Annotated in this window: 8 protein-coding genes and 1 pseudogene; 3 read left to right on the top strand and 6 right to left on the bottom strand. The window is 43.4% G+C overall.

Annotation, left to right across the window (positions count from 1 at the left end):
* Positions 1-228 precede the first annotated feature (228 nt).
* A complete protein-coding gene (locus tag JGK11_RS29520) occupies positions 229-2706 on the bottom strand; it encodes a hypothetical protein (RefSeq protein ID WP_293214006.1) in 2478 nt (825 codons plus the stop codon).
* Between the two features lie 16 nt (positions 2707-2722).
* Complete coding sequence (locus JGK11_RS29515; protein WP_293214009.1) at positions 2723-6274, bottom strand: AAA family ATPase; 3552 nt, start codon at positions 6272-6274, stop codon at positions 2723-2725.
* A gap of 417 nt (positions 6275-6691) precedes the next feature.
* Between JGK11_RS29515 and JGK11_RS29510 the strand changes: the two genes are divergently transcribed.
* The 3 genes from JGK11_RS29510 to JGK11_RS29500 are packed head-to-tail and all read left to right on the top strand — an operon-like array spanning position 6692 to position 11395.
* Positions 6692-7573: a fatty acid desaturase gene (locus JGK11_RS29510; RefSeq protein WP_293214003.1), complete on the top strand. Its 882-nt coding sequence runs from the start codon at positions 6692-6694 to the stop codon at positions 7571-7573.
* Positions 7551-7805 carry a fatty acid desaturase gene (locus JGK11_RS29505; protein ID WP_293214001.1) on the top strand — a complete coding sequence of 85 codons (255 nt, stop codon included), beginning with the start codon at positions 7551-7553 and terminating at the stop codon, positions 7803-7805. Before JGK11_RS29510 ends, JGK11_RS29505 begins: the two co-directional genes overlap by 23 nt.
* Positions 7802-11395, top strand: coding sequence for a hypothetical protein (locus JGK11_RS29500; RefSeq protein WP_293213998.1), 3594 nt, complete (start codon positions 7802-7804; stop codon positions 11393-11395). Before JGK11_RS29505 ends, JGK11_RS29500 begins: the two co-directional genes overlap by 4 nt.
* Before the next feature lie 207 nt (positions 11396-11602).
* Here JGK11_RS29500 and JGK11_RS29495 read toward each other — a convergent pair whose 3' ends face one another.
* The 4 genes and pseudogenes from JGK11_RS29495 to JGK11_RS29480 form a co-directional block, all read right to left on the bottom strand.
* A complete protein-coding gene (locus tag JGK11_RS29495) occupies positions 11603-12565 on the bottom strand; it encodes a pyridoxamine 5'-phosphate oxidase family protein (protein ID WP_293204184.1) in 963 nt (320 codons plus the stop codon).
* Between the two features lie 92 nt (positions 12566-12657).
* Entirely contained in the window at positions 12658-13059 is a 402-nt protein-coding gene (locus tag JGK11_RS29490; protein WP_293204186.1) for a VOC family protein, read from the bottom strand.
* A gap of 154 nt (positions 13060-13213) precedes the next feature.
* Positions 13214-13387, bottom strand: a complete 174-nt coding sequence (locus JGK11_RS29485; RefSeq protein ID WP_293204188.1) for an NAD(P)H-dependent oxidoreductase — start codon at positions 13385-13387, stop codon at positions 13214-13216.
* A 49-nt stretch (positions 13388-13436) separates the two neighbouring features.
* Positions 13437-13604, bottom strand: a pseudogene (locus JGK11_RS29480) (Rid family hydrolase); the annotation flags it as partial.
* Positions 13605-13698 lie beyond the last annotated feature (94 nt).

Below are 13698 nucleotides of genomic sequence, written 5' to 3'. Positions count from 1 at the left end.
ATGGTTGATGGTTGATGGTTGATGGTTGATGGTTGACAGTCGATGGTTGATGGTTGATGGTTGATGGTTGATGGTTGATGGTTGATGGTTGATGGTTGAGATGTTGGCTATTGGATGTTGGTTGTTGGGTTTTGAGTTTTGGGTTTTGGGTTTTGGGTTTTGAGTTTTGGATGTTGGTTGTTAGTTGTTAGTTGTTGGCTGTTGGGTTTTGACAAATTTAAAACAACATTAATTAGCAGCAAGGATTTGCGCCAGTTCTGTAATTGCCCGTATTTTGTCAGGCTGTCGGGTAAATGCTTCCTGCCGCGCTTTCTGTTCGTCGGGATTGTTAGCCGTAATCGCCAGCAGCGGTAAGCTTGGGTAAAATCTGGCAAAAGTAAAGGTGCCGCCATCATCAATCAGCCACTGCGAATACATCCCCGTTCTTTTAGGAAAGAAACTCTCTGCTGCATTCCGACCAATTACTTCTCTGGGATATTTCAAAATAGTCGCAAAACTATCAACGGCTGCGGGTTGAATTCTGCCGACTAATCTGGTGCTGAGATTCTGAAATATCTTCGCGGACGCTGGAGATTTAGCAATAGTATCGGGGTCTTGTGCTGATAAAATGACGCGAATTCCTGATTTAGCTCCATTAGCACAAAGCCTGCCAATTAGATTAGAAATCGCGTCAAATTCAAAGAGTACGGGAGCTTCATCAATAAAAAAGATAGAAGCCTCTGAGGCTAAAGCGCGGCGCAGGGCGGCAGAATAAGCCGAAAGTGCCATCTGCGCCGCATCTTCATCGTTGGAAAGCCCCCGCAGTGCGAATACCAGCAGTTGAGCGTCATTCTTGAACGTAGACGGGGCTGCTAGCGCTTTACCAACGCGAGATTCCACCCAAAACCGCAGGCGAAGTTTGATGCGCTCGATCGCCCCTTTGGAATCCCCGGCGATAGAATCCATACGGAGGCGTTCGTGGGAACAATATCCGATAAAATCAGCGAGAGTCGGCATTGCTTGCCAATCCTGCGTACCCAAACCGGCTTTGTAAGCCGCTGCGTAGCGATCGCGAATCAAAACATCGGCAAAAAATGCTTTGAGGGCCAGTCCCAAGATCGATCGCACCATGTCGGAAAATGCAGCATCTGTCGATTCTCCTCGCCTACTCCCGACTACCATCGACAACAGTGCCGACAGCAAAAAGTCAATGTAGTCGTCCATCCTTTCTTTTTGCAGGCTTGAGGGCAGCCCTTTCAGGTTGGGGATTTCAAAGATATTATTCGCTTCCGTCGTGATGTCAAAATAAGCAGCTTCATGCTTCAAAAACTTCGCGTAATCGCTGAAGGTGCTGGTACCATCAGGTTTGGGATAATCCAAAATTACTACAGGCAAACCGGCTGCAAGGCCGTAGGTAACGACGTTCCCAGCCAACAAGGATTTGCCGGATCTCGTAGCGCCAAACAATCCCAAATTTTTATGTTGGTAGTACAAATCGACGCGAACCGGCGTACCCCCGTCGTCGGAAATCAATTCAAAGCCCTTAGCATCCCCCGGCTTGGTACGCACCAAAGGCAACAGCCCCGGCGCTTCTCCCGACAAATACAGCTTCCTGCGGTTGAACGGAACTGCCATCAGGTTGTCCCAGGTTACGGGCAAACATTGAAGCCATATTTTCCAGGGATATTCGCCCTCTCGCGCTACCCACGCTGGGGAAACGAACAGGGACTGAAAAAAGCGGCAGGCATCATCAAGTTTAGATGTAGTGCTGCGGTGCAGCAAAAATGCTACTCCCACATACAGCGGCACGTCACCTTCATAAATCGATTCTTGCGCCGCCACCGAACGCTTTAAATTAATAGCAGCCATGACATCTACAGAATGGTGGTCTGTTGATATTTCGGCGGCGGTAATCGCTTGCTTTGCCACTCGCTGCATTTGGGTTTTTACTATGTCTTGATTTGCCCGCGCTACCTCACAAACAATTTCCGTATCCGCAATTGCTTCTCTCGAAATTACTTGCCATAAATAAAGCATTTGCTTGTATTTATCGCCCCAACCTCCCGGCTTTTCCAAAAAAGTTAAAACCCCCACATACTTACCCTTTACATGAACCCATTTGCGGTCTGCTACCGGGATGCTGAAATCCGATTCCATAAGAACTGTCACCGGATTCCACTCGCTACTGACTTCCTCTCTCAGACCGGATTCGTCGAGTACCAAAAGCTGCGGAATTTCCCTAATCTGGGTTTCGTTAAAATATTCCCAAAGCTGCTGCCACATTTCAGCAGCCGTCATGGCCCTGACGGTCAATCCCATTTTATTTGATAGCAATGCTTCCCATATTTGAAAGCCATCAGTATAAGCCGAATTCAGAATCCCATCCACTTGATTGAATCTAGCTTCGTCGTATTCGCCTACAAATCTTTTCCACCCTTTTTCAAGGCGAACCAGCACTTTTTCTATGGCGTCCGATGCGCCAGCACTGCCGGGGTCTACCGTATAAGTACAGTAGAGGCGTAAATATTTGGGTTTGCGAATTCCTAAATTCCTCAACTCGCGGACTCTCGACCTTTCTGCCATAATTAAATAGCGAAGTTCGGTAGATTTTACCTGTCGGTACAGATCCGAAAGTTCTTCTTGCCGTTCGCTGTCTACAGAGAAAGAACCCAAATGAATTGTCAGAGATTCACCAGGAAGTATATCTTTTAAACCACTTTTACGCAAATATATAAGGTATTTTTTAAGTTAGTTCATTAAAGCACAAATTATCACTTTCACTAACATTAGGATTAGTCTTTAGGTAGTCACGGAGCCAATTACAACCCCGCCCTAATAAATTATTCAGTTGAGCATCAAGAGCCACAATTACTTCCGTACCATCAAGCCGCCAAAGTCTCACTGTTTTGTCTTCACCGCAGGATACAATTGTTTGACCATCAGAACTAAAATTTACACCCAAAACTCTATCAGTATGACCCTGAAAGCTTTGCAGCAGTGTACCATCTAAACTCCAGAGTTTCACTGTTTTGTCATTACTGGCTGAAGCAATTATCTGACCATTGGGGCTGAAACTTACCTTATTGACAACATCGCTATGTTGGAAAGTTTGCAGCAGTGTACCATCTAAGCGCCAGAGTTTCACTGTTGCGTCAAAACTAGCGGAGGCAATCATCTGACCATCGGGACTAAAACTAACACTCCAAACCCGATCGCTATGCTCTACAAAAGTTTTTAGATGCGTACCATCAATGCGCCAAAGTTTCACCGTTTTATCATGGCTAGCAGAAGCAATTATCTGACCATTAGGACTGAAACTTACTCCATATACCCAATTGCTGTGTCCCTCAAAAGTGTGTAGAAGTTCGCCGTTTATTCGCCAAAGTTTTACCGTTGTATCGTGACTAGAGGTGACAATCTTCTGACTGTCGGGACTGAAACTTACTCCATATACTCTATTGGCATGACCTCGAAAAGTTTGCAGTTCAGTACCATCAAGGCTCCACAATTTCACCGTTGTATCATCACTTGCCGAAGCGATTGTCTTGCCATCAGGGCTGAAAGTGATACTAAATACTCTATCGCTATGCCTGCGGAAAACTCGGAAGGGTGTGCCATCAATTCGCCACAGTCTTACTGTTCTATCCCAACTACCAGAAGCAAGTGTCTGCCCGTCAGGACTGAAACTTACACTCCAGACCTTTTCAGTATGTCCAGAAATGATTGTATTATCGATCTGCCAAAGTCTTACCGTTTTGTCATCACTGGCAGAGGCAATTGTCTTGCCATCAGGAGAGAAGCTTACACCATAGATTTTGTCGCTATGTCCCTCAAAGGTTTGTAGTAGCGTACCATCGACACGCCAGAGTTTGACTGTTTTATCAGAACTAGCTGAGACAATCGTCTTGCTATCAGGACTAAAAGTTACGGCATTAACTACATTTGTATGCCCAGAAAAAGTTTGCAATAGTGTGCCATCAATCCGCCAAATTTTTACTGTATGGTCATCACTAGCTGACGCAACGATCTGACCGTCAGGACTGAAACTTACTCTGTTGACACTTTCCTTATGCCCCTCCAAGGCGTGCAATAGCGTACCATCGATTTGCCAGAGTCTCACCATCTGGTCAAGACTTGCTGAGACTAGCATTTGACCGTCGGGACTGTAACTCACTCCGTAAGCCATATCACTGTGTTGAAGTGTTTGTATAACTTTACCGTCAAGGCTCCAGAGTTTTACTGTTTTATCATCACTGGCTGAGGCAATTATCTGACCGTCGGGGCTAAAGCAAACTTTATTGACCATGTTTGTATGTCCCTTAAAGATTTGCAGTAATGTACCGTCAAGTCGCCAGAGTTTTAGCGTACAGTCAGCACACGCTGAGACAACCATCCTACCTTGCGGACTAAAACTTACGCCATAAACCCAATCGCTGTGTGGAAAAGTTTGCAGCATTGTACCATCAAGTTTCCAAAATTTTAGTGTATGGTCAGCACTAACAGAAGCAATCATTTGACCATCAGGACTAAAACACACATCATTAACTTTGTTGCTGTGTCCTTCAAAACGATTGCGTTCTTGAATACCATAAACTGCTTGCCGTAGAGCATAAATAGTCCGACGCTTAATATCATCTGGTGGTACTGGCGTGTGCTGTAATTTTCTGCCTGCCTTGACAATAGCTAACAATGCCAAAAGTTCATCATGTAGTAAAAGCCGGGATTCAGACAACGAAACTAGCGCGTCAATCTCTGAAATTTCAGCTTTTCTAAGTAACTCTTCCTGAAATTTTCTTCCGCTATCCTCATACTCTCGACTTTTTTGGATAAAGGCTTTTTCATTCGGTGGGATCTCTTCGTCTCGTTTCTCTATCCAGTCTTCTGCCTCTGCTAACAGTGCTTTTTGTAGCAAACCACCCTCATTTTGATTAATTGCGTCCCATCGTTCTATTGCTGCTCGTAAGCGTTCTTGCCAAGTGCGAAACTGATTATTTTCCTGCATCCAGTCCCGCAAACAATCCCATCCCCTAATCAGCGCTTCATGTACAACCTCAACGGTTTCTTCTTTTGTTGTATCGTCTCGACCCGTTACAAGTAAACGGGCATCAGCTAACTTCTTCACTAAATTCCAGTTATCTTTTCCAACCTCATTGCGAGTGGCCAGACGACGAGTATCCTGCTTTTTTTCCTCAAAATTTACTAATTGAATAAAGATTCGCTTCAATCGCTGCTGCTCTTGCTCACTAAGCGAGTCAAATATAGAATCTGCATAATTAGCAAGGGCTTTTTCTACACCCCCTATTTCCAGGTACGCCTTATAATCCAGCAATGATTTTTTCTGTTTGTCCCATAATTGGTAAAGTGCAAACTCTAAACATGGTAAAATACCAGGCTCTCCCAAAACAGCGTTTAGGATGCGGTCAATCAGACAATCCTCAATTTTGACTTTCTGTTTCTCGGCTGGCTTTTCAATTGCTTCTTGCAGTTGTTCGCGAGTCATAGCATACAGAAATTCAGTTTTGAATTCCTGCAATGCTTCGCCAAGAGAGGAATCAAGAGCGTGTCCTAGAAAATCATCGCGTAAAGTTAAGACTAGCGTGAAATTTGCTGTCTGTTTCGCAGACGCGGCTCTGACTGCTGCTAACAATTGATTGAGGAAAGGCAGGCGCTCATCTTCTGGACTGATGGTGTACAGTTCCTCAAACTGATCGACAACTAATAGAAAACGATGACCAGAGGCGTTGTCCTTCAAAATATCAGCGATTACATCCTGTAACGCATCAACACCTTGCTTGAGATTGTTAGCTAAGTTTTTATTTTCACGCCGCTTGTCATTATTGCTGATGGTCTCCCACTGAGCGGTTAGCAGCGGGTTGAGTCTTTTAGCCAAATTATAGAAAGGGCTACTCTCTGGTCTGAAGTCAGCAATGACCCAGCCCCCTTCTTTTTTCAGCTTGGGGATAAGTCCTGCGAAGACAACTGATGATTTGCCACTACCAGACCGCCCAATCACAGGAACCAAAGGCTTTTTCCGCACGGCTGCCAATAGCTGCTCAATGAAAGTATCCCGCCCAAAGAAAAACTCTGCATCTTCTTCCCCAAAGGCAGATAGGCCACGATACGGATTTGGAGGGATAGGTTGCGAATTCGTTTCAGATATATCAGGCGACTTGGGTTGAGCATATTGGTCCTGAGCAAGTTGGTTGCCCCATTCTGTATACGAACAGCCCAGCAACAACTGACACAAGCCATCGATAAGCCAAAGTTCACAGGTATTTCGTTTCCCTTTCAACACATTCAATACCGCTTGGTCTGAGGGGCTGCGGTCAGGAATTCGGTTTTGCCAATGGACTATGAATTCACCAGTGCGGGCGCGACTGCTTCCGGGTTTTTTGTATCTTTTTTCAAACTCGGTGAGTAATCTTTGTTGCAGGTCGGGGCATACATTCACAGAGACATTGGCTAGGCTCATGGAGGAATGGTACTGATGTGGATGGTGCTTTTAGGTATTTTGGCAATTTTAGCATCAAAGTTGGCTTAAAGTTGGCTTTTTTATGATTTGGCTTAAAGTTGGCTTTTAAAGTAGCGTTTCGTGTCCCTATTAAACTTAACCCCTGAATACACTCTAGTCATGGGCTGAGTTAATGTATGAAATCGGATTTGACACCCTGTTCAAAGAATACAAGTTCAAAAACTAATGGAATAATTTCTTATGTCGAAGGAATATAAAAATTCGATCGCGAACGTAGCTATAAAACAGCAACATGGAGAAGTTGACAATACAGAGTGGGCTACTTCAATACAAACCGCTTGTCTTGAAGTAGTAAAAGATTACCCCAATAGTAAGCGAGAAAAATTTGAAAAACACCCCTTTGATCCAGAAATTAGGAAAGAGCTTCGACCTTGCTTTGAATTGGATAACTGGCATGGACTGCTCGAACTTCTAGAGGACTGGAGCATCATCGCAGGAGTAACGCTTGTATCTGAGTTAGTGTTGAATCGGCACTTATTTGCAGGAGTGGTGGTTTACGTTACTGCAATCTTAATCATCGGTGCGAGGATGCGTGCTCTGGCCGATTTACTCCACCAGTCCGCGCACCGAACTTTGGCAAAAAATAAAGTTCTCAATTTTGTCTTAGGGACATTCCCCTCTGGATATCTTGTACTGCAAAGTTTTACAGGCTACTACTTTTCCCACATCAAAAGACACCACAATTATTTGGGAGATCCTGCTCTAGACCCAGATTATATTGGTTTGCAAGAGAATGGTTTGTACCACGAAGGTCTGTTTGCTGCCAATGTTCGCTGCTATTTAATTAGGATTTTCCACCCAGTAACTACACTTAGTTATCTCAGATACTTACTTCAGCATCGGATGTTGAATCGCCATGAGACTTACCAAGAAAGGTTAATTCGCGTCTTTTATTTAATTTCTTTGCTTTATATTTTGCTTGAACTTGGCTGGGGTAAGTTGGTACTCTTTTACTGGATCATTCCCTTTCTAACTACCGCCAATTGGATAGGCGCTTTCATTGAACTTACCGAACACTATCCGCTTATGGAGGTCGGAAATGACAACCACCCACAAGATTGATATATATATGACTCGCAACCGGATGTGTAGTCTGCTAACCAATTTTTTCTTGGGAACCCACTGGGAAGGATATCACTTGGTTCACCACTTGTTTCCAGGAATTCCTTCTTGGCGTTACAAAGAAGCCCACCAAATTTTGATGAAGGACACCGTGTATGCTAGTCTCAATCAAGAAAAAGGCTTATCTTCTTTAATTAAGCAAATTATGCCACCAGATAACAGCTCAACATGACCGGTTTCCACAAAGATGCTGATGCGATTCAAGGTATCGACATCAGCGAAGACATGAGAAAAAAAACTGACTTGCAAGTTGGCGAAACCCAGCAGGAACGCGCTGCTCGCTTGTTCTCGCAAGCATGGGCGAAGCGCGAAATATCTCAACTGCAAAGCAAGCCTAGTAAAAAAGCTCACCCGGAAAATAAACCCAGTAAAAAAGAACTACAAACGATACAAGAGAGACAAGATGCTTTACAGGATTTACTATTACAATCCCTACCTTTAGAAACCTATAGCAAGCTAGCAGGAGAAGACTACGACGGAGACTCTAAATGCTTCGCCAAGGCTTCAGATTGGCCTTATACTGCCCTACATCTTATAGAGGCTCAAACTCCACAAAACGCTCATCCACCAACCATAAAATTACCCAAAGTTTCCTTTGACGTACCGGGTCAACCCAAGAAAACACTGCCTGAAATCGCTCTATTTATGGCAAATAAATGGACGGAGCTTGCCAACTCTGCTGTCAAATGTGCCGCCTCTATTGAATCAGAAGTAGTGGCAGTCCAAAATACATTTAGCGCCCAGCAAAAAGAAGATTATATTCGGAATGTTTCTAATAATTTTAAACAAAAACTAAACAATAATTACACGGCTAAACCTGAAAAAGTTATACCACGACACCTCATCTCAACTATTAGGGAGATAGCCAATATACACAATTCCTCAGCCCATCCAACAATGGCTTCTTTAATCTCGATCGATGCTAATCAAATCGAGCGAGATTTGGTAGACTGCAAGCTATGCTGCGAAGATAAACTTCTGTTTCGCATTCCACCATTACAAGTTGAAACTGGTCTTGAAACCTACAGAAAATTTCTGCGACTTCAGGTAACGCCACAACTATTACTGCAAAATCAAATAGCCGTAGATTCTAAAAAAAGCGCTACTCCAGCCGACGAAATTGCGATCGCCCAGTACAGAAATATGTGCCACCGAAATCCGAATTACTTGCAAGACAAAAAATTGCCCGACATATACTTAGAAGGAAAAGTCATAGAACCCAACGGCTACAGTTTAAAAGAAGCGATTATACAGTCCCTCAACCCTTTATTGCAAGCATCGGAACTTGAAGCGCGACCGTTTTACCAATTTCGCAACCTGTTTCCCGAATCTGAACCAGGAGATAAATATTATTATACCCCTGAACAGTACAATACTTGCAGGGAAAGAAAAGTTGCTTTTGATTCTCTTTTTAACTCTGCCGTTGCAGCCAAACTACGCTTGCAGACTGAAAAAGGCCCTTATTTAACTGCACAAACAGAAACCGGGATAACCATAGAAATTACCAATGTTGCCTTAAGCAAATACCCGCAACGTTTCAAAAACCGATCGTCGTTGGAAATCTTGTTAGTTACCAATGAAAACTACGGTAGCTCTACTTCAAACAGCCACAAAACCTGTGTTTTAGCAAAAACAAAAGACTCAGAAGGCTCTGATAAATGGGTTAAACTCGGCACGCTCAGCGAAAGCAGCAGAAAGCTACTCGATATCCCCGTAAAAATTGAAGGAACGAAGCATTTTCGGCTGCAAAATGTCAAAGCAGTACAAGCTTTAACTGAAACTGACTGTAATTTAATTTTCAAAGAAGCAGCGGAAATAGCAGATAGTTTTCAAAGTGAGTGCAATTTAAAAGGCGAAACTGATGCTATGGCTGCTGCTACTTGGCACTTGTGTTGTGCACCAGAACTCAACCATGATAGCAGAAAAAAAACGCAAAATTTTGTTTTTGCTACTTGGAGTTCTCAAATTGCCGATCGGCTCAACGAACTTCAATTTAAGGAACTAACTATCGGCGAGTTAAATAGTGCAGACATCAAAATAAATAACTGCATTGAAAATGCTGAAATCAGAATTGACGTTACCCAAACCGAAAATGGCGAAAACTCCCAAACTTTGGGTAAAAGAACGTTGCAAATAATGAAAGACGGTAGGTACATCACGGCGGGTACTATCTCTGAAAATTCGGCGCAGTTACCAGTTGGAACTACTGCCCGCGCCAAGCTAATTCCTGCGATCGCAAAAACTGCTGAACTGCACGTAACTGGTTTGGACGATCGAATTAAAGTCGGTAAGGTTACAGAATGTGAATTTGGCGGACAAAGTTCTCTTTTAAACCAAGAATACACTATTACAATCCAAGCGCTCAATAAACCTAAACATTTACTTGAAACATCTGGTAAAGTTATCGGAGAACTCGACGAAACCTCAATAGAATCACTCAGGAAACTTAATTGCCTGCACAACAACTTTTCTTTCACCGCAGAACTAACAACTTACGGAATAGGTAACGGCACGTATACGGTAGCAAAGAGCCGAACAGGTAATATTCTCTGCGCTAGAAAACAAAATCTCGTTGGCTATTATAAAGATTTTCAGTTTCAAGGAACAATAGCAGAAGTTTCAGTCAATATTCAACAAAAACCTGAAATTTGTGCCGCAGTTACTACTGAATGTGGATTAAAAGTCTTGGGGGTGTTTACACCAAACCAGAAAGAATCTAAAATAGCCTTAATGAAAGCCTTCTACAACCAACAGCAAGGCAAGAGTGAGGAAATGTTGAAAAAAGAATTCGATGCAGGGAAACTAACAGGACTTTCTTTTAAGGCTTACATAAAATTTAATTCTACTACTCTCACAGCATCTATAGATCCCAACTCTATAGAGTATCCTATTCAATGGTTAAAACAAAAAGAGCTTAATAATGAAATAGTTAATAATACAGTCAATAATCAAACACTGAATAGTCAAATACCCAACTATCAAACACTTAATAATGCAGAAAGACTCGCCGTGGCACAGCAAATAATAGAAAACATGAACTCACCTTCCACTATATTTTATGAATTCAAAAAACCAACCTTGATAAATAAAAAAATAACAGACCAATCTGTGTTAGGAATTACTGTTAGCTTGAGAAAAGCCGAAACGGCACGCAATTTTTTTAAATATTACAAAATACAGCATTCCGAAATAAATCCGTTAGATGCGTCTGTTACAGAAGAAACTCGCCGGGGTTATGCAGTTTTTCATCTAAACCCCGAAAATATACCCCCAAAAATAATGTCATCCCTATCAAAGCAATTTGGTTCGCCAATTGCCAAAGATTTATCTACCGATAGTCCCTATTTCCAAAAACTCAGAGAATCTCCACCACTTCCGAATAGGGCATCTTTACTGCTATACAAATTCTATGGTATTAAAGACACTGAAAATGATCTCGCTACTTCAGAGCCTCAAAAAATGCTACAACAAAGTACAGACAATTCACCGCTCATACCTGCTCGGGAAAAAAACCTAATTGCTGCGGCCGTGCAAGCTGCAACCGACAACAATTATAGCCCCAGAACTCCCTTTATCCAAAATACTTTATTAGCTACTTACTGCAAAGAAACTGAAAGTCTTACCGTAATTCGAGCTAGAGATAATTCTACAATCTATTCGCGGGAATTGGGAAAAAATGCAGCAATAATTAACTTGTCAGAAGAGCAGAAGCAATTCCTCGAATCCTACAAAATTACGGCTAAAAAGGAAATACAACTTTAGCAGACTGTCAAGAATCACCACACTTTAAGCCCACATTTCGCGCCCCTTGGGGGTGCGGAATGTGGGCTTAAAGTGTTGCTGTGAATGAGCGAAAGATTTGACGCAATTCGCAAATGAATGGCGCAAAATGAATGGCGCAATTAGTCAATACGCCTCTAAAAATAGAGTCAGTTTTAGATATGCCCTACAAACGAAGACGGATAACAATTACCATGAACCAGTTTGTTCGAGGTGAGGCGACAATTCTGGGAGTGACCACCGTAAAGGTAAACTTCCGTCAACTCGATAACCTTCCTCTAAACGGAAGCGAAATAGACGCTCTGCTCCTTCATAGGTGAGAATTTCATCCCCTTCCCAAATCACTTCAGCAGTACCTGTGAGATATAGCAAGTTGCCCTGCTCAAAGTCTATGAACAACATCCCAGCCCGTGGATTTAACTCCAAATTACCAAAAGTATTGAAGTGACAATTGCCAGAAAAATCGGGAACAGTCAAGGTATGGTCATCATCGATTCTTACAAAACCAGGTTTACCTCCCCGATGGGAGACATCGACCCCACTAGCGCCTCCTGCTGAAGCATCCTGATAGGCAGTGGCAATGAAGAAGGTGTCTGCTGCCGCGATCGTGATTTGTTCCGGTTGTGACAATGCTGTTAGCTTGTGTACTGGTTTGGGGGCTGTTAGATCAAACCCCTGTAGTAAACACATTCGAGCTTGAATATATTGAGGACAGTTGCCAAAGCTTTGTCCCACACGCACTTCAAAGCCATTGGCATGGGTTGCAGTCACAACACCGTTCATACGGTTGCGGCGACGAGTATGTAGTTCAATACCTAACAAGCCGATGTCGATGCCGTCTGCAAGAGTAGTTGCTAAGGGATCACCAAATAAAGGTTTGGTAGCCACTCGTAAGGTGCGATCGTCGGGGGAGGAAAGAAAACCTGGTTCGCCTACCAAAATGGATGCCCAAGGATTGCCTGCGGCATCCACGGTTCCCACAAGTACATAGGTCAACTGAGTAAAGAACTGACGGTGCTGTTCTAAGAGAAATTCTCGAATTACCCGTCGTCCCATCTTATCCATCTGTTCCTGTGCTCCCAATCGAGCTTGAATCGCCCTTTCACCGACATGAAAGGGCGATTCGCTGCGACTCCAACCTGGAATTGCCATAATTTCTTTGCTCCTTAATCATCCTGTGCTTGACTGGTTCTGTATTGTGAAATGAGAGTTGTCGGGTGATTGCACGGATTTTCAACAAATCATTAGGAGACTGGAGCAATCAACTCCATGCGAATGCCACCAGGGATGTAGAACATCATATGATGGATAAGACCTTCACCGAGAGGCTCAGGGGGAAACTCGATTTGCACTCCTTCTGCTGTTGCCAGTGTTTGGTAGAGGAAATTTAGTGTTTCTAGATTTTGTACTTTCAGGGCGAAGTGGTGCAGCCCAATGTTGTTCTTGCGATCGAACGGAGTCGCAATGTTAGGGTCGGCTGCTTGCCAGAGCGTTAGCAGCGTAGTACCGTCCGAGAGGAACAAAGCTGGATAGGATAGAACTTCACCCACTTGCTTGAATTCTAAAACATCAACAAAGAAATCACGGGTTGCCGTTATGTTTGGAACGGTGAGCCCAATGTGGTGAGCGCCTTGAGTCATAGCCATCAGTTAATTTCCTGTAATGAATTGGTCGAATTAAGGTTTGATGATGTCCTCCGTGGAGAGTGTAGGAGGTCATTTTAGTAACCCGTTAGCGCAAAATCATTAGTTCAGCCATTTCTGAAATCAGTGTTTCTGGAGGAGTAAAAACAGCCGCAATTCAGTCTTCGGTGACGTGAGGAACTGGCGTTTGTCTTAAATCACGATAGGTAATCACATCATCAGGATGCAGGTCTTGCCACTCAGCCATAGACTCTTTGGCCAACTTGCGAGATTTAGAGCGATCGCCGCGTGGACTTGAATCAACGTGCAGAATGCTTGCATGGTGCCTCAACCAGAAATTTCAATTTCATCTAGACAGTAAGCTACCGCTTATGCAAAACTCACTGAACAATTGCAGTAACGCGGATTTCAATGCGCATCGTTGGCAGTCCAAGAGCTGCGACTCCTACCTGTGTCCAAATTGGGGCGTGGTTGGGCATGTAATGGCGATATAGCCTGACCATTACCTCGTTAACCTCCGGGGGAAACCCACCAACATGGTAAGAATTAGAGGCCTCCACAAAAAGAATGATCCAATAGCTATGTGGGTTTAGCGAAAATTTCCACAAACCATTTGTGAAGATTGGGCAGACGATTTATCTG

Origin of the sequence: Microcoleus sp. PH2017_34_RAT_O_A, from assembly GCF_020737885.1 — a bacterium.
GTDB lineage: Bacteria > Cyanobacteriota > Cyanobacteriia > Cyanobacteriales > Microcoleaceae > Microcoleus.
This window is presented reverse-complemented; position numbering and strand designations above follow the sequence as displayed.